The following is an 18,688-nucleotide window of genomic DNA, read 5'->3' as shown; positions in this document are numbered from 1 at the left end:
CAACTCTAGTAAAAACAAAAAACACAATATACCAACCTGTAAAAATTAGCAGAGTTTTATTTTAACAAATCTCAAACACTCGATTTGCATTTATCTTATTACAGGCAATTCGCGCTACTCTATCACAAAGTAGCGCAAGATTAGATCATTATATGTTAGTTAGGAGCGCTTGTAATGGATGCTTTAGTTGCTTTCCTTCAAATCGCTTTACCTGACTTCGACATGAATAGCCTGTAATCAAGCAACGTTCCGTGTCAGTATTGGCTAAACTTCCTTTCCAACTTAATTCGTAAATCGCTTGTGATGACTCGAGCTTATCCGCTTCATGCCCATATGTTCCTGCCATGCCACAACATCCAACTGGAACGGTATTTAATATCATCCCAAAATGGCGAAAAATATCACCCCACTCTTTTTCTGCGTTTGGTAATTTCGTCTTTTCAGTACAATGGGCAAATAATTTCCAAGCTCTTTTATCAAATATTGTCGCTTTTACAAACGATGATAATTGAGGGTGAAGCCACTCATGAACCGTTAAAACACTAAAGTCACCTCGTTTATCCGCCAAGATTTCATTATATTCATCTCGATAACAAAGAACTAAAGCAGGATCTACGCCAACCATTGGAATTTTTAATTCTGCAATTCGATTTAAAAACTCACTGCTTGTTTTTGCCGTAGACGTGAATTGCTTTAAAAAACCTTTAATATGCTGCGCTTTACCATTTGGTTTAAATGGCAACAAAACCGGTTTTAGTCCTAGTCGTTTGATCAATTCAACAAAGTCACTCACCACTTCGGCGTCATAATAACTAGTGAAAGGATCTTGAACAATCAATACATGCTTCTTACGTTCATTTTCGGAAAGTTCTGTCAGGTTTTCGAGATTAAATGTCGAAATTTCTTTACTTTTGCAACGTTCTTTTAGTGTCGGAATCGAAAGTAATGGCATATCTACATAGCCTAACGTCTTCTTCGTTAAACCCTGAGTAAATGATTGCTTCAATACACCATTAATAATTTTCGGTGCCTTAGCCATTATTGGTAGCATCGTCTCAATATTAGCCACCATATAATCTTTCATTGGGCGTTGATAACGGCTGTGATAAATATTTAAGAATCGAGCACGAAAACTTGGCACATCAACTTTTATAGGGCATTGGCTTGCACATGCTTTACATGCTAAACACCCCATCATGGCTTCATGAACTTCATGTGAGTAATCGTATTCTTTTTCTTTATTTATACGATTCCGGATACGGTCAATAATTTGCTTTATTGATGGGCGCTTAGTTAACAAATCTTGCTCTAGTGCAACAGGATCAACCCCTTGCTCAGCTAATTGACGTAACCATTCGCGAACCAATCCAGCTCGACCTTTTGGAGAATGGCGACGATCTGCCGTCACTTTCATTGATGGGCACATTGGGGAGCTCGTTTCATAATTAAAACAAAGTCCGTTCCCATTACATTCCATCGCTTGATTAAAGCTATCTCTTATTTCGACAGGGATCTGTCTGTCATAATATCCACGTTTTGTATCACTGACTTTAACAAGCTCATCACGACTGTCTAATGGCGTACAAATTTTTCCTGGATTCATTTTATTATGAGGATCAAATACCCCTTTTACTCGTCGTAATTCAACGAATAATTCCTCTCCAAAAAACTCAGGACCATATTCAGAACGGAAGCCTTTACCATGCTCTCCCCACATTAGACCGCCATATTTTGACACCAAAGCAACCACTTGGTCAGAAATAGTATGCATCAACACTTCTTGGGTAGGGTCACACATATCTAAAGCAGGACGAACGTGAAGCACTCCAGCATCAACGTGCCCAAACATACCGTACTTTAATCGATGTGAGTCTAATAACTGTCTAAATTCTTGAATAAAATCAGCCAAATTTTCAGGAGGTACACAGGTATCTTCAGCAAAAGCGACAGGCTTAGCTGCCCCTTTCGTTGCTCCTAACAACCCCACCGCTTTTTTACGCATAGTATAAATACGACCAATACTTGCTACGTCTTTAATGATTTGATATCCAATGATACCTGCCTCTTCAGCTTGCATTAAAGTATCAAGCTTAACGATGAGTTCTGATACCTGTTGTTCAACCAATTCAGATTCGGTACCAGCAAACTCCACCATATTTAAGCCAAGCATCTCTTTATTTGGTACATCAGTGATTAAATCACTCACGCTATGCCAAACAATGTCTTGCTTCGCAAAGTTAAGTACCCTTGAATCAATAGTTTCTACAGAAAGCGCATTTGCTTGCACCATAAATGGCGCATTTCTTAATGCAGCATCAAAAGTGTCGTATTTCACATTGATCAATGTTCTGGCTTTCGGAATAGGCGTGATGTTAACTTTTGCCTCAGTAAGAAAAGCCAATGAACCTTCAGCACCACATAACACTCGAGTGATATCGAATTGATCTGTTTCTGTATTTAATGCGTTTTTTAAATCATATCCCGTTAAAAAACGGTTCAATGGAGGGAATCTCTCTTCTATTTTTTGACGATTTTGACGACAAACCGCAGCAGTAGCCTCTAAAACAGTACGTATAGAGTCTGGTTGCTCATCATAAGAGAGTTCTGTATTCAGATTCGCTCCATTAGCAAGCACAGCAGTAACCCCTAATACGTGATCAGAAGTTTTTCCATATTTTAATGAACCTTGCCCAGATGCATCAGTATTAATCATACCACCAATGGTTGCCCTATTACTGGTCGATAAATCAGGTGAGAAAAAATACCCATATGGGCGAAGAGCATCATTTAACTGATCTTTCACTAAACCGGTTTGTACTCTTGCCCAACCTTTCTCAGTATTAATTTCAATGACTTGATTCATATACCGAGATAAATCGACAACCACGCCTTTGGTTAAGGATTGTCCGTTTGTCCCCGTACCGCCGCCACGAGGAGAAAACGTCACCATTTTATATTTATCTTGATTAGCCAGTGAAGCTAAGCATTCAACATCTTTTGTATTTCTTGGCAATAACACTGCTTGTGGTAACTGTTGATAAACACTGTTATCTGTCGCAACAGCTAAACGACTTGAATACGTCGTTTCTATATCACCACTAAAATCGCTTTCTTTTAATTCTTCTAGATAATCCAATACCATTGGATCGATGGTAGATTGGAATGGTAATACTGGTAACATTGCTCCCTGCTCCTTTAATCGCTGTTCCTCAGCGTCATAATGTTGTTCTAAACACACTTTACAACATCTCGCATGGATAAAACATCTCGCCTATGCTATATCCGGTAAATAATCACAATTTTACAGTTCAATGAGTAAATTACTGACGCGATTTAAACGTATTAAAGAACTTTGCTGAGTACGATATAAAACAGATAGCAAGGTGACATTTCACCTTAAACTCCATGGCATATATTTTGCTTTATATTATTTATACAACCGTGACACCTTATTAGAGAAAGTTATGAAACCAGCAATTAAAAAGAACAAAACAAAAATCATTACCACTGACGATATTTTATTAATCCTATGTCGCTCAATGTCAGGGGTATTAAGTAAAGCGACACAAAGTTCTGTTAACTATTCTGCTATGATGCAAAAGATATCGAAGACGAGCCTAAAGCCCGACTTTGGTTGTTTTGTTCTTTTTGATGGGGGTTTTTCTGGTTTAGTCGTGACTAACTTTACTAAAGATGCAGCCCTAGAGCTCTACACTAAATATATGAGTAATATGGGGATGCCTGAAGAAGATCTCGCAATCCTCCATACTTCTGATGAAGTGGGTGATGTATTGGGCGAATTGATGAATCAAATAGTTGGTGACTTTACAGGAGAAATCCGTAAAACATTACAAACGACGATTTCTCAAAATCAACCCAAAATGCTCGCTTTAAACAAGCAGGTCATTCTTTCTGTTGATACAAATCTAGATCGCCCACAAGCTCGTCGCGTTACTTTTACAACAGAAAAAAACAATATTTTCTATCTTGAACTTGCGATGGATAAAACTGAATTTATTCAACTTAAAGAATTTGAGCAAGAAGAAGAGTTCGATACCGACGACCTATTTGAACAACATAAACCAGGAAATACTCAACAACCAACATCAAAGGGATCATCATCTCAAGATTTTGATGATTCGTTATTTGACGAGTTAGGTATTTAATTCCAAAAAAGATAAAACAGCCATCGTGAATAATGGCTGTTTTACTATTACCAATTTTTACTTAAATACGTATCAGTAATGCTGAAACATCTTTTGAATTTCTTTGTAGTTTTCAGTTTCAGTCAACGACAACATTAATAAAATACGCGCTTTTTGAGGATTCAATGTACCAGATGCTACAAAGCCATATTTAGCATCATCAATTTCGGCATCAAGAGTTGTTGAGCCAGATCCAGTACGGGCACTACGAACGACAACGACACCTTCTTTACTTGCCTTAGCTAACTCATCAAATACGGAGTGGTAGATATTGCCATTACCCACTCCCGCACTAACAATACCATCAAATTTTGCATCAACCATTGCTGTAACAGGTAACGCAGAAGCATTGGCATAGTTATATACAATACCTACCTTAGGTAACGTTTTTAGCTTAGATACATCGAATTCCGCTTCTGTTGTATGCTTACGTTCAGGGCTACGCTGATACTGAACATCACCATTATGAATATAACCTAGCGAACCAAAATTTGGTGACTGAAATGTATTTACAGAGGTTGTGTTGGTTTTTGTTACGTCACGGGCATCAAACACCGTGTCATTCATTGCGACTAATACACCACGACCCGAAGAATCTTTATCCGTTGCAGCGACAACAGCATTGTATAAATTGACAGGGCCATCAGCACTCATTGCTGTCGATGGGCGCATTGCACCAACCAAAATTACTGGTTTATCACTCTTAACAGTAAGGTCTAAAAAATAAGCCGTCTCTTCCATAGTGTCAGTACCATGTGTAATAACCACGCCGTCAACATCATCTTGTGCTAATAGCTCATTGACGCGCTTTGATAATGTTAACCACACCTCATCATTCATGTCTTGAGAACCAATACTAACAACCTGCTCACCACTAATATCAGCAATTTTAGTCATTTGAGGTACAGCATGAATTAAAGAATCGACCCCTACTTTACCCGATGTATAACTAGATCCAATTGCTGATTGACCAGCACCTGCAATTGTACCGCCGGTTGCTAGTATCTTAATATTTGGTAGGTCGTCTGCAAAGCTGAGCGAACTAAAGCAAAGGCCAGAAAGCAGCATACCTAATGCAATGGCATTCTTTTTCATGTTTGTACTCCATTATGAAAATAATTAATTACACAATAAAAATTAAACTTATATATTGTGATTTAATTTATCATATTTACTTTTAAATAATGTGTCGTGATAACAATCACAACTATCATTTCAATTCATCGTAACCTTAGATTTAACACATCATAATCAACAGTTTAAAAACAAATATTCAATATCAAGATCATTAAATAACACAGTAATTACATACTTATTTTCATAATTCAACCGCTCATTACCTTTCGAACTTTACGCCTTATCACTGCATTGTATTTCTTTCAAAATATGAAAGAGACAGGTAAAATAGTTGCCCCGTAAAAAGTAAGGTAAATCTATGTCATCTGCAAAGCAAAAGGCTCTAAAAAAGATCGCTAAATGTCTTGAACTCGGTAATTCCGCTAATGTGAATGAAGCCGCTCAAGCCATTAGAATGGCGCATCGCCTTATGCTTAAGTATGGTCTTGAAAAAGATGATATTGAGTTTATTAAGATGGGAAAAACACAAAGCTCTCATCTTCTCCCTGCGAATGTAGGGAGTAATATTCTAAAAATTATTCGTGGAATTAATACTCGCTTTGGTGTTGAAGCCGTCCTATTGAATCATAAAGGATTGAAAAAAGCGGAGTTTATTGGCTCTGCAGATCGCGCTATTTTTGCCGCTTTTGCTTTTGATATTGTATATCGCGAAATGAATGAACAGACAGGACAGTTCAAAAATAGCTTCGCGGGCTCAGGGACGGGACAGCTTGAAGTAACGAAACGAGTTAATTCTTTCTTGGCTGGTTGGATTGAAGGCGCTCTTGAAAAGCTTCCTGTCATTGCCCCTGACGATGAATCAGCAAATAAGATTAACGATTATATTGATAAAGAATTTAAAAATATTGACCGCGAAACATTTAAGCAGCAACTAAGAGAAGCAATGGCCAATATTACTGCTGACTACGAAAAAGGATTAAAGAAAGGTCGAACTCTTTCTGTAAACCGACCAGTAGCAGGTGCTCAAGCTCCAAAGCGCTTAAGATAACAATTAAGTAACAAAGTAAAGTTAAATCAACTTACATCTGATTTAGATCAAAAATATCTCCAGTATTGAACGATACATTAAATTTTGTTATCGAAATGTATCAAGGAGCGATTTATGACTTTATTAAGAAATCCTAAATGCTATACCGACGTTTGTATTGATGGAAGGTGGTACCATTATGATCACTGCGGTATCACTGTTTATATGCTAAGAGGCGGTGCTTCTACTGAGTTTACTCTCGGTTCAGAGCCGATTACTGAAGGTGAAGTGATTGACCAAATCAAACAACTCACGACATTCTAAGTTCTTTATTCAATTTCAATTTTTAACGCATCATGACAACAACATACCACCTGTAATAAATAACCTTCTTTGTTGTTATTTATTGCAGATTGATTAATGTTCATCAACATACTCCCCGAGCTTATATTCAACAACCCAGACTCCACTTCCGTTGCTGGAAGTACGCCTATTTTCACGCTTATATTCTGATAATCTGAAAAATATTGCTCTTTTAAGATAGAAACAACATCAATATCTCCATCCATTTTTGCCAATGAAGGGAATAACGCTTCTGGTAGATATTGATATTGAACGGCGACCTTTCTTCCTTCGATCACAATTAAGCGGCTAAACATTAATACATATGAAAAAGGAGGTAGTCCTAAACGCTCAGCCACCATTTTTGGCGCTAATATACGTTTTGAATCAATGTGTTCTGTTGCATAGCTTCGATTGTATTCTTTACATACTTTCAAAAGATCTAACTCTTGAATAGGATTAAAGAGCAATGCTTCCTTTGATACAAACCATCCTCGGCGCTCTTCTTTATAAACTTTCCCGGATAGAGCTAAGTAGTTTAATGCCTCTCGTAATGTAATACGTGTCGTTGAAAAAGCCTCAGCAAGTACTCGCTCTGAAGGCAATTTATGCCCTGGCTCTAACATACCGCTTTCAATCTGCTCCGCAATCGCATTTTTTATAGTCAAATACTGCATGAATATCCCTTATAGGGTCTGTACGTATACATCATTAGAAAGAAAAGCGTGTAGTTGAGAATTCGAGATTAAATGCCCCTTCCTAATTAAAATGGTTACTCTTACCTGTTCTTTATCGGCTTGTTCTAAATAATCAACAATTTCTTGCTCTGATTTAACGGAAATACGTTCAGCATCCCGACGGCATAATTCCACGAACTCTGGGGGACAATCATTAAAATAAATAACCCATTCAGCTTGTTGCATCAATCGTAATGACTTTAATGTAAGCATTTCTGTTTCTTGATGATATTCAATCCAATTGCGCTCAGACTTTAGCGTAATGTCATTTGATAGGTAACGAGAAAATAAACGCTCTAACTCATTTCTTGTCGTTAATGCTTCTATTTCTGGTAAGCGCAAAAACAGTTCCCAAAACTTTCTACGCTCATCTACTGTAGCAAAGTGTTGTTTTACTAGATTTCTTTTATCTGCCCCAAAATCAGCTAACATTGCTATCTTCGAGGATAATTGTGTCTCTAATTGCTCACGAATAATACGAATAAGTACAGGTGAAGATCCACCACTTGAAATAGCAACTTGAACACGTCCACGGTTAACCATTGAAGGGGTTATAAAGTCACAATGAGCTGTGTCATCAACGACATTAACCAATATGCCTGCATCATGTGCGTCTTTATATACTTGGTGATTTAATTCTGAATTATCGGTTGTGGCCCAGACTTGTACATACTTATTATCTAACAAATTACGGTGGTAAAAGCCTTTATGATACGTAATTTTATCTTGTTCAACATAACGCGCTAAATACGCCTTAATTGAAGGGGCGATAACGGTGATATCTGCATCCGCCTGCAATAACATGTCTATTTTACGACAAGCCACTTCCCCACCGCCAACCACTAATACTGGTCGTTTTTGAATATCCATAAAAATGGGAAAATATCTCATTACATCCTCACTGAGTCTTTTATTTAATATCAACAATATACCTTGCTTCGGTTCATTAAGGTAGAGGTTGTGGCGTCCAAAGATAAATTACGACTTAACATATTCACAAAATATAGCAATTAACAATTAATTAACAACAAAGAACATCAGACCAGATCGGTAAGGCTAGCTTTTATAAATAAAGCAGTATTTATCACTAAATATACTGGATAAGACAGATCGATTTACCTATATTTTACTTGTTAGTCAATTTCACAAATCATTAACTATTGTATATCGTTTAAATACAGCTGCTTATAAATACAGCAACTAAGTACCACCTGATGACTAACGCAACACACTAGATTGTGATATGCCTGTTCAATATAAGGAAGAACACAGATGAAATTTAAAACAAACACTCTTTACGCTGCTCTTACCGCCTCAGCACTGCTAGTGTCGACACAAGCTACCGCTGCAGAAGGAACTCTAGATAAAGTAATGAAGAATGGATATGTTCAATGTGGGGTGAGTACTGGCCTTCCAGGATTTTCAAACCCTAATTCAAAGGGTGTATGGGAAGGGATTGATGTTGAATTCTGCCAAGCGGTTGCAGCTGCTGTATTAGGTGATAAATCTAAAGTTAAATACGTTCCACTAACCGCTAAAGAACGTTTTACTGCACTTCAATCTGGTGAGATTGATGTCCTATCCCGTAATACAACCTGGACACTGCACCGTGATACATCCCTCGGTTTAAACTTTGTCGGTGTAAACTATTATGATGGTCAAGGTTTTATGGTGAAAAAAGAACTTGGCCTAACCAGTGCGAAAGAGCTTGATGGTGCTTCTATTTGTGTTCAATCAGGAACAACAACCGAGCTTAACCTTGCCGATTACTTTCGTAATAATGACATGGAATATAAACCTGTCGTATTTGATACGGCAGCACAAACCTCAAAAGGATTCGATGCAGGTCGCTGTGATGCTCTTACTACTGACCAATCAGGCCTTTATGCGCTTCGTTTAAATCTTAAAGATCCTAAAACAGCTCAAGTTCTGCCTGAAATCATTTCCAAAGAACCGCTAGGACCAGTTGTACGCCAAGGTGATGACCAATGGTTTAACATCAATAAATGGGTGCTAAATGCCATGATTAATGCTGAAGAGTACGGTATTAACTCACAAAATGCAGACCAAATGATGAAATCTAAAGATCCAAATATCAAACGTATTCTTGGTGTTGACGGACCAAAAGGCAAGGGGTTAGGGATTCGTGATGATTGGGGTTACCAAGTTATCAAACAAGTGGGTAACTATGGCGAAAGTTTTGAACGTACTGTCGGTAAGGGCTCTCCACTACAAATTTCTCGTGGGGTGAATGCACTTTGGAACGCTGGAGGCTTTATGTACGCGGCTCCTATTCGTTAATTTTAATAGAACCAAATAATAAATAGAAACTAATACAATTTTATGGGGTGAGTTTTCACCCCTTTTATAAATGGATTTAAGGTTGTAGTTGTATGTCATCTAAAAATAAAAGCCTCTTTTATAATCCAACATTTCGTGCCATTTTATTTCAAGTGATTGCCGTAGCTGCACTTGTCTTTTTCTTTTACTCCATAGTTAACAATGCATTATCCAATTTAGAGTCTCGCGGTATCGCGACAGGTCTTGCTTTTTTAGATCAAGAGGCTGGCTTTGGTATCGGTTTATCTCTAGTGGAGTACGATGAAACACATACTTATGGACGCACGTTCGTTGTTGGTCTGTTAAATACGGCATTAGTCTCTGTATTAGGGATACTATTTGCCACTCTGCTTGGGTTTACTGTTGGTATCGCTCGTTTATCCAGTAATTGGTTAGTGAGTCGGTGTGCCGCGTTATATATTGAAACGTTCCGAAATATCCCTCTTCTATTACAAATTTTCTTTTGGTATTTCGCCGTTTTACAAGCACTTCCCTCACCTCGACAAAGTCTTAGCCTAGGCGATAGTATTTTCTTAAACGTACGAGGTTTGTTCTTTCCTAGCCCTGTATTTGAACAAGGCTCAAACCTTATTGGAATGGCCGTTATTCTAGCTATCGTCTTCATTATTTTTCTATCTCGTTGGGCACACAACAAGCAAATACTAACTGGTCAGCAAACACCAGTATTACGTTACTCTGTTCTTTTACTCATTGGTTTACCTACCTTGGCTTACTTTATTTCAGGTATGCCAATATCGATTGAATATCCAGAACTAAAAGGGTTTAACTTTCGCGGAGGGATAAGCATTATTCCAGAATTAGCCGCCTTAGTTGTGGCATTAAGTGTTTATACAGCATCATTCATTGCCGAAATTGTTCGATCTGGCATCAATGCGGTGAGTCACGGTCAAACCGAGGCAGCAATGGCTCTAGGTCTACCAAAAAATAAAACCTTACAGCTTGTTGTTATTCCACAAGCAATGCGCATTATCATTCCACCTCTAACAAGCCAATATTTAAACTTAACTAAAAACTCTTCATTGGCGATGGCCATTGGTTATCCTGATCTTGTTTCTGTTTTTGCCGGAACAACCCTCAATCAAACAGGTCAAGCTATTGAAATAATTACAATGACAATGGCAGTTTATCTAACACTGAGTTTATTAACGTCATTCTTAATGAATATCTATAACAATAAAGTCGCATTGGTTGAGAGGTAACTATGAGCATACATCAATTTCAGCCTGACCTTCCGCCCCCAGCAAACACAGTAGGTGCGGTAACTTGGCTTAAAAAAAATTTATTTAATGGCGTTACTAACTCGATTCTTACAGTAGTTATTGCTTATTTATCCTTTAGCGGTTTATGGAATGCTATTAACTGGTCGCTAGTCAATGCAGATTGGGTAGGAACAACGCGGGATGCTTGTACAAGTGAAGGAGCTTGTTGGGTAATGATTAATGTGCGTTGGGATCAATTCATGTATGGATTTTACCCAACCGAAGAACTTTGGCGCCCTCAGCTGTTCTATGGTTTCTTGGCAATATTTGTTGCTTTGCTTGCCTACGAACATACCCCTAAAAAAGTGGCTATTTGGTTAGTATTTGTAAATATTTTCCCATTCTTTGCCGCCTTTTTATTGTATGGCGGCGTATTCGGTTTACCCGTTGTTGATACTCACCTGTGGGGTGGATTATTAATTACGTTGGTTATTGCCATTGTAGGTATTGTCGTCTCATTACCGATTGGGGTCGCTCTTGCACTAGGTCGCCGTTCTGAAATGCCAATAATCCGCAGTATGTGTACCGTTTACATTGAAATTTGGCGTGGTGTTCCTCTTATCACCGTTCTTTTCATGGCTTCAGTAATGCTGCCATTGTTTTTATCAGAAGGTATGGAACTGGATAAACTCTTTAGAGCCCTCATCGGTGTAGTTCTATTTAGTGCTGCTTATATGGCGGAAGTGGTTCGAGGAGGCTTACAAGCAATACCCAAAGGCCAATACGAAGCCGCTGATGCGCTAGGATTAGGTTATTGGAAGAAAATGCGTTTAATTATTCTTCCTCAAGCATTAAAAATTACTATTCCATCCATCGTGAATACCTTTATTGGTTTATTTAAAGACACCAGTCTTGTCCTTATTATCGGCATGTTTGATGTGTTAGGTATTGGCCAAGCAGCCAATACTGACCCTGAATGGTTAGGTTTCTCAACGGAAAGTTATGTCTTTGTCGCTTTAGTTTTCTGGGTGTTCTGCTTCTCCATGTCGAGATATTCCATCTATTTAGAAAACAAACTTCATACAGGCCATAAGCGATAATTAACAGAATTCAAGGATGTAGTTATGACGACTCAACAAGATTATATGATCCAATTGGAAGACATGAACAAATGGTATGGTCAATTTCATGTACTTAAAAACATTAACTTACAAGTTAAAAAAGGCGAGAAAATAGTTATCTGTGGCCCATCAGGTTCAGGTAAATCAACCATGATCCGTTGTATTAACCGTTTAGAAGAACACCAAAAAGGTCACATTTTTGTCTCGGGTACAGAACTCACTGAAGATTTAAAAAACATAGAAGCGGTACGTAGAGAAGTCGGTATGTGTTTTCAGCACTTTAATCTATTCCCTCACCTAACGGTTCTTGAAAACTGCACACTTGCACTTATTTGGGTGAAAAAAATGCCGAAATCAGAAGCCGATGCATTGGGAATGAAATACCTTGAACGTGTAAAAATTCCAGATCAAGCCGATAAATATCCAGGTCAACTTTCTGGCGGACAACAACAGCGTGTCGCCATTGCTCGCTCTCTTTGTATGAACCCACAAGTGATGTTATTTGATGAGCCAACCTCAGCGCTCGACCCTGAAATGGTACGAGAAGTATTAGACGTAATGGTCGAATTGGCTGATGAAGGGATGACAATGTTGTGTGTAACTCACGAAATGGGCTTTGCCAAAGAAGTTGCCGATCGCGTTATTTTTATGGACGCAGGAGAAATCATAGAAGAAAACAACCCAGTAGACTTCTTTGAAAATCCACAATCGGACCGTACACAGTTGTTTTTAAGTCAGATCCTGCATCATTAGCTCTAAATGATAAGTTAACAGTCATTTAAATTGCAGCAAACCACATAAACAGCGATCTTAGGATCGCTGTTTATTGTTACAGATACTTACAAACTTCATCAGCTAAGTTAATGTACTGATGTAAAATGGTTTCTAGTTCAATTAATTCAGTTCAAAAAAGAGAACAAACTTGATTTTTTGAACTATAGACGCCATAACTGTCTATATATTTATGTCAGTCCATTCCAAGGGGAATATGATGAATAATCAAATGTTCGGCCAAACTCGTACACAAGAGTCGACTCTACAAACAAATAAAGTATTGCGTAATACTTATTTCTTACTGTCGATGACACTATTATGGTCAGCATTAGTTGCTGGCGTATCAATGGCGTTAAACCTACCTCGTCCAGGTATTATCATTATGCTAGTTGGTTTCTACGGCTTACTATTCTTAACGGAAAAGAACCGTAACAATAGCATGGGTCTTTTGTTTACCTTCTTATTTACAGGTTTCTTAGGATACACTATTGGTCCAATCCTAAACATGTACATTGGTGCAGGTATGGGGGATGTGATCTTAACGGCTCTTGGTGGTACTGCACTTTCTTTCATGGCAGCATCTGCTTATGCGTTAACAACTAAACGTGACTTATCATTCCTTAATGGTGTGTTAATGGCTGGTTTTGTTGTGTTACTTATTGGTATGGTAGCGAACATCTTCCTACAAATGCCTTTATTACACCTTGCTATGAGCGGTATGTTTATCCTGTTCTCAACAGGTGCGATTCTATTGACGACACAATCAATCATTCGTGGTGGTGAAACAAGCTACATTTCAGCAACGATTACGCTGTATGTTTCTATCTACAACATCTTCATCAGCCTACTAAGTATTCTTGGTATTATGCGTGATGATTAATCGATAATTAATTCGATATACAAAAATGCCAGTCCTCACGGACTGGCATTTTTTTACGACTACTTCTATCCGCGCTATAACTCTAGTCGGTATACATCGCGCATTCATCATTGATATCTTCTGGTGGGAAATAATTCTCTCTGACATAAAATTTATTAAGCAAACGAATCACAGAATGTTTCTTTACTGGCTTTTCATTCATTAAACCATGTAATTTACGAGCGACATTTTGAATTGTTAATAAATTTTCCAAAGGTAAGCTTGCTTCAAGATCATTCTTTAAACTGTGCGCTTCTTCATAGCCATTAGCAACAGCAAGGTAAGCCCAAATATAAGCAACCGCATTGTGAGACGATGATATCTTTTGATTATATTGTGCAGAGCGTAACTGAGACTCAGGACTTTTCAGTTCTCCTCCTCTCTCTGACCAATAGATTGCCTTATAAATATTTTTCTTCGTTCCGATACCATGATAATAACAAGAGCTCACCGTCACCATTGCTTTAGCATCATCTTTATAAGCCGCTTTTAACATCCAATAAAATCCTTCAGGATGTCCGTCTTGCAATTTTTGATACCATTGTGCGAGAAATAGTTGCGCCTTAAGATTATCTTTTAATGCTAAGTCCGTGATAATTTGAGTCCCAAAATCTATGTTTTTATCACAGCCAACACCTTCAAGATAAAGTTTTCCAAGAATAAGAGATGACTCTTGTAAGCCTTTTGAATCCCCTAAACGTGCAGCCCAATACTTAGACTTCTCGCTCGAGTTTGGATCATCATAATTGTCATCATAAAGTCGAACTAAAGCATAAAAAGCTTGTTGACTATTTTGCTCTGCCGCTTTTAAGTACCATTTTATGGCTCCATTCTGATCGACTAATTCTAGATCTGCTCCAAGCGCAAGCTGAGCGGTGATGTTGCCGCTCATTGCTCGCTCTATTTTATCTTTCCTATCTGTTTCGTCATCAAAGGTAACGAGTGTAGAGGAATGCAAAGAACGATTTCTTCGCTGAGCCGCCATTATTTTTTTCTTCTCGATAGATTGAAAATATAAAATCACAACAATTAAACAAATCACACCACCAAAAAATAGGAACCAATACATATTAAGACCATCGAAAAAAGGAATACGTTTGTATTTCTCTATTCTAATGATTTTCACCTCCAATTAGAATTAATACCTTTTGGAAAGTGGTTTTATCTGTCTATTTTTTATAAAAAAGGCCAATTTTGGCAAAATAAAAGGCCGCGATTTTTTTTGTTCTCAATTCCCACCTTTATTACTGGTTTTTTCTTCAAATTTAGCTAAGGTATTATTAATACTATTCATTTTCTTGGTCTATATGAAAAAACTTTCTCATTACCTTTTGTTTACCGTTCTATTCATTTTACCTCAATTGACTTATGCCAGTTGGGGGCTTTCTGATGAGCAACCAATAGAAATCACACCGCAAGCCAAAAAAATTGACACGGATATTAGATCGCTTCCAGAACAACATTTTTTTTCTAATAATGATTACTCTCAAGTAAAACGTTTGTTGTCCTCGACGATTATCGAACAAAAAAAACACTCTGAAAGCCTTAAAAATGCATTAATTAATTACCGAAATGATAGCAATGAAGCTCACTGGTTAGTCGTAGAAAGTAATCATCAATCGCTAAACTCTTTAAATTTGAGCAAACAACAGCTTCTAAAATTAACGGATCAAACCACTAGAGAGCAACTCACTGGTTTTGGACCATATGGCGTCACACAATTTTATTCTGAACTCTCTATTACTAAACTAAATATTGAGTATTATTTACATTATCAAATCCGTAGTTTTAAGAGTTTACTGCACGATTTACAAATATCTCCAGTTCCAATAATCAGTGTCATATTTAAAGTACTGTGTGTATTTTTTATTTTCAGTTGGTGGATGAGAAACTCTGCTCGTTTAATTAATGACTTTAAAACGTCAAGATTAGAAGGCTCAACTAAACCAAACATGTTCATTAGAAGCATTTGGTATCTTACTCGTGCACACAAAGCAATTGCTTGGCTACTGCTAATTACTGTGACATTACGTATTGTGTCAACGCTTCCAAGCTTGCAACACTTAATTTTTCTTGAAATCTTTACTTGGTGGATATTAGGTGGTTCTATTGCCGTAAGCTTTATCCTTGAATTTACTTATCGTAATAGTAAGCATAATAAAAAAGACGTCACTGCTTTGCGATTGGCGACCATACGCCACTACGTATGGGGAGCAATTGTTGCGGGTGTTATTCTACAAATTTCATCAAGAACTCTTGGTGAAGGTACGATATACGCTTGGATTAATTCATTAGTTTATTTATTCTTTGTTCTTCTCACTATTTATACGCTAAAACAGTGGAAAACGACTATTTTTGAGCGTATCTATCAGATTGAACCATTACCTGTATCAATTCAGTGGGCAGTCCGTAATCAGCATACTTTTTTAATCTCAATTGCAGCAACTGGCTGCGGAGCTATTTGGCTATCTTGGAGAGCAATTCAACACAGCATCATTAGTGTTTTATCTCAATATGCAGCGTTCAGTCATGCCTTAGCGTATTTATTTCGAATTGAAGTTGCAAAACAAACTGAAGTCTCACGAGAGCTATCTAATTTAGTCCGCATTAAAGGAGCAACAGCGTTTGACTACATCGCACCAGGAGCAGAAGACTCCCCTTTAATCGAGACTTATGCGAAAGATGAAATGACTGCTCTTTCTCGCTATTTATTAACTGAAAGCCCAGCGGTATGTGTTCTTTCTGGAGAGAGAGGCGTTGGTACCACAACGTTACTTAATCGTATTTTAACTAAAGTAAAGAATGCTCAGCCAATTTACATTAACTGCCCATACGATGGTTATTCAGCCCTACTTCCTGAGCTTTCAGCTCAATTAGGTTTGGATAGCGAATCAACAGAAAGAGAGATTCTTCAACACTTAAGAAACAGTGATGAATGTTATTTAATTGCGTTTGATAATGCACAGCGCTTGGTAAAACCAAAAGTTAATGGCTTATCAGACTTAATGAAGTTAACGAATTTATTGCGACGAGCTCGTAAAAGCCACCGAGTGGTTCTTGCTATCGAAAAATCAAGCTGGCGTTTTATTGACCGTGCTCGTGGTGAACGCTTATTATTTGATTTAGTTACCTTCATGCCTAAATGGGGTGAAAAACAAATCGGTCAATTACTTGAATCTCGAATTACAACAGTACCTAAAACAGAGACAGAAGAACAACGACCTTCCATTTCTTTCGATGGTTTAGTGCTACCAAGGCAATGGGATGAAGAGAATTTAACCGAAGAAGAACGAGCTAAAAACGGTTTCTATCGTATATTATGGGACTATTCTGATGGTAACCCTACCGTTGCACTACGATTTTTTAGACTTTCACTGCATCGTGATAAAGATTCTAACGAAATTCTTGTTCGTTTATTTAAAGCGCCTCATTCTGATGATCTTGAAACAATGCCAAAACCTATGTTGGCTGTACTTCGCTCAATTGTGCAATTAGAAATTGCCTCCCCTGCCGATGTGAGTGAATGTAGTCGTTTAAGTATGGCTGAAGTAATTAGTACTCTGCGTTATTTCCAAAGCCGCGGTTACATTGAGTGGAATGACAGCAAAGCACGAATTTCAGATCACTGGTTCCGTCACATTACTAACGTTCTTCATCGTCAACACTTATTGGTGAAATAATATGCTTCGATTATTTGTCTTTTTTATTGCATTCAGCTTTGGACATACCGCATTAGCGGAAGATGCTCAATCAATTGATAACCTGCACCAGTTCGCAAGTTTGATCCGATGGAGCGGTGTCGCGTTTTCATTCATCATTGTCTTTATTGCTTGGTTATTACTTCGATTTACTCAGTCAATTGTTGATGGGATCAGTAGTCAATTTGCTCAACGCCGAATGTTAATGCAAAAACTGCAATCTTTTTTCCAATTCTTTATTTATATGTCTACGGGGATGACAGTATTCATGCTCAGCTTCCGTGTAGATGAAAGAGTACTAGCGTTAATTGGGGGTACTCTAGCGGTATCTGTCGGTTTTGCGCTTAAAGATCTTACCGCTTCTTTTATTGCTGGTTTAACCATTATGATTGATCGTCCTTTTCAAGTTGGTGACCGAGTCACTTTTGAAGGGCACTATGGCGATATCATTGCCATTGGTTTACGTTCTGTTCGTATGCAAACACTTACTGACGATATCATTACCATCCCAAACAACAAATTCTTAAATGAAGTGGCAATGAGTGGAAATTATGGTGCTTTAGACATGCAGGTTGTCATTCCGTTTTATATCGGCATGGATCAAGATATAAATACCGCTCGTGATATTATCCAAGAAGCGGCGTCATCAAGTCGTTATATTCATCTACCTAAGCCGGTTGTCGTTTTGGTTAAACAAAGTATTACCGACAATTACTTAGCCATTCAGCTTACTTGTAAAGCTTATGTTGTTGATATTAAATTTGAAAAGTTATTTGAAACCGACATTACATTACGAGTAATGCAAGAATTTAGAAAATCTGATATTTTCCCACCTACAATCTCTATTAAAAATAAATAAAAACCTCAATGACCAGATTAAATCCGCTCATGTCCTATTAATAAATTAATTATTAACACTAATGGTTTTAAAATTAGAAAACAACATTATAGCAATCCACATAAATATTTGGTCATTCTTGCTTGCTAAAATCGATTATAGCTGTGTCATAATACCAATTCCAGTAATTATCTAAATAACTACTTATCTGAATTGGTATTAGTAAGCATCCTGCAATAATTTACAGTAATAATGTAGCTAAATTTGTAATAAAATCATTGACAATAATTAAATTCGTTATAAATAAACGAATTAATATCAATTATATATGTGTAGTTAAAATTTTAATTCACTATTATATAGAGTCCATTGTCATGAATCGAGCAAACC

Annotated in this window: 15 protein-coding genes; 10 read left to right on the top strand and 5 right to left on the bottom strand. The window is 37.5% G+C overall.

Features of this window, described 5'->3' with window-relative positions:
* Positions 1-148 precede the first annotated feature (148 nt).
* Positions 149-3,181 carry a D-2-hydroxyglutarate dehydrogenase YdiJ gene (gene ydiJ, locus AC2IP4_RS05420; RefSeq protein ID WP_486306564.1) on the bottom strand — a complete coding sequence of 1,011 codons (3,033 nt, stop codon included), beginning with the start codon at positions 3,179-3,181 and terminating at the stop codon, positions 149-151.
* A 283-nt stretch (positions 3,182-3,464) separates the two neighbouring features.
* Here ydiJ and AC2IP4_RS05415 point away from each other — a divergent pair, with 283 nt between their 5' ends.
* Complete coding sequence (locus AC2IP4_RS05415) at positions 3,465-4,166, top strand: DUF3334 family protein (protein WP_375322618.1); 702 nt, start codon at positions 3,465-3,467, stop codon at positions 4,164-4,166.
* Positions 4,167-4,238: 72 nt separating this feature from the next.
* On the opposite strand, the gene ansB is transcribed toward AC2IP4_RS05415, so the two are convergent.
* Positions 4,239-5,300 carry an L-asparaginase 2 gene (ansB, locus tag AC2IP4_RS05410; RefSeq protein WP_375322619.1) on the bottom strand — a complete coding sequence of 354 codons (1,062 nt, stop codon included), beginning with the start codon at positions 5,298-5,300 and terminating at the stop codon, positions 4,239-4,241.
* A gap of 340 nt (positions 5,301-5,640) precedes the next feature.
* Here ansB and AC2IP4_RS05405 point away from each other — a divergent pair, with 340 nt between their 5' ends.
* Positions 5,641-6,330, top strand: a complete 690-nt coding sequence (locus AC2IP4_RS05405) for a DUF2786 domain-containing protein (RefSeq protein ID WP_105054945.1) — start codon at positions 5,641-5,643, stop codon at positions 6,328-6,330.
* Positions 6,331-6,444: 114 nt separating this feature from the next.
* Entirely contained in the window at positions 6,445-6,633 is a 189-nt protein-coding gene (locus AC2IP4_RS05400) for a hypothetical protein (protein WP_486306565.1), read from the top strand.
* A gap of 5 nt (positions 6,634-6,638) precedes the next feature.
* Here AC2IP4_RS05400 and AC2IP4_RS05395 read toward each other — a convergent pair whose 3' ends face one another.
* Both AC2IP4_RS05395 and AC2IP4_RS05390 read right to left on the bottom strand, forming a co-directional pair.
* Entirely contained in the window at positions 6,639-7,328 is a 690-nt protein-coding gene (locus tag AC2IP4_RS05395; protein ID WP_375322621.1) for a UTRA domain-containing protein, read from the bottom strand.
* Between the two features lie 9 nt (positions 7,329-7,337).
* A complete protein-coding gene (locus AC2IP4_RS05390; RefSeq protein WP_375322622.1) occupies positions 7,338-8,279 on the bottom strand; it encodes a precorrin-2 dehydrogenase/sirohydrochlorin ferrochelatase family protein in 942 nt (313 codons plus the stop codon).
* A gap of 381 nt (positions 8,280-8,660) precedes the next feature.
* On the opposite strand from AC2IP4_RS05390, the gene AC2IP4_RS05385 reads away from it, so the two are divergent.
* The 5 genes from AC2IP4_RS05385 (at position 8,661) to AC2IP4_RS05365 (ending at position 13,723) form a co-directional block, all read left to right on the top strand.
* Positions 8,661-9,689: an amino acid ABC transporter substrate-binding protein gene (locus AC2IP4_RS05385; protein WP_375322623.1), complete on the top strand. Its 1,029-nt coding sequence runs from the start codon at positions 8,661-8,663 to the stop codon at positions 9,687-9,689.
* A gap of 92 nt (positions 9,690-9,781) precedes the next feature.
* Positions 9,782-10,948: an amino acid ABC transporter permease gene (locus tag AC2IP4_RS05380; RefSeq protein ID WP_375322624.1), complete on the top strand. Its 1,167-nt coding sequence runs from the start codon at positions 9,782-9,784 to the stop codon at positions 10,946-10,948.
* A gap of 2 nt (positions 10,949-10,950) precedes the next feature.
* Positions 10,951-12,048 (top strand): amino acid ABC transporter permease, encoded by a 1,098-nt coding sequence (locus tag AC2IP4_RS05375; protein WP_375322625.1) that lies wholly within the window; start codon positions 10,951-10,953, stop codon positions 12,046-12,048.
* Positions 12,049-12,072: 24 nt separating this feature from the next.
* Complete coding sequence (locus AC2IP4_RS05370) at positions 12,073-12,822, top strand: amino acid ABC transporter ATP-binding protein (protein WP_105054950.1); 750 nt, start codon at positions 12,073-12,075, stop codon at positions 12,820-12,822.
* A 238-nt stretch (positions 12,823-13,060) separates the two neighbouring features.
* Positions 13,061-13,723 (top strand): Bax inhibitor-1 family protein, encoded by a 663-nt coding sequence (locus tag AC2IP4_RS05365; RefSeq protein ID WP_486310744.1) that lies wholly within the window; start codon positions 13,061-13,063, stop codon positions 13,721-13,723.
* Positions 13,724-13,805: 82 nt separating this feature from the next.
* Here AC2IP4_RS05365 and AC2IP4_RS05360 read toward each other — a convergent pair whose 3' ends face one another.
* Complete coding sequence (locus AC2IP4_RS05360; protein WP_375322799.1) at positions 13,806-14,888, bottom strand: tetratricopeptide repeat protein; 1,083 nt, start codon at positions 14,886-14,888, stop codon at positions 13,806-13,808.
* Between the two features lie 181 nt (positions 14,889-15,069).
* On the opposite strand from AC2IP4_RS05360, the gene AC2IP4_RS05355 reads away from it, so the two are divergent.
* Together AC2IP4_RS05355 and AC2IP4_RS05350 are read left to right on the top strand one after the other, a co-directional pair.
* Positions 15,070-17,442 carry an ATP-binding protein gene (locus AC2IP4_RS05355; protein WP_375322626.1) on the top strand — a complete coding sequence of 791 codons (2,373 nt, stop codon included), beginning with the start codon at positions 15,070-15,072 and terminating at the stop codon, positions 17,440-17,442.
* A 1-nt stretch (position 17,443) separates the two neighbouring features.
* Positions 17,444-18,319 (top strand): mechanosensitive ion channel family protein, encoded by an 876-nt coding sequence (locus AC2IP4_RS05350; RefSeq protein ID WP_375322627.1) that lies wholly within the window; start codon positions 17,444-17,446, stop codon positions 18,317-18,319.
* Positions 18,320-18,688: the final 369 nt, after the last annotated feature.

The organism is Aliivibrio thorii (assembly GCF_057368585.1).
Note: the sequence above shows the minus strand (reverse complement) of the source record. Positions and strands in the feature narration are given on the sequence as shown.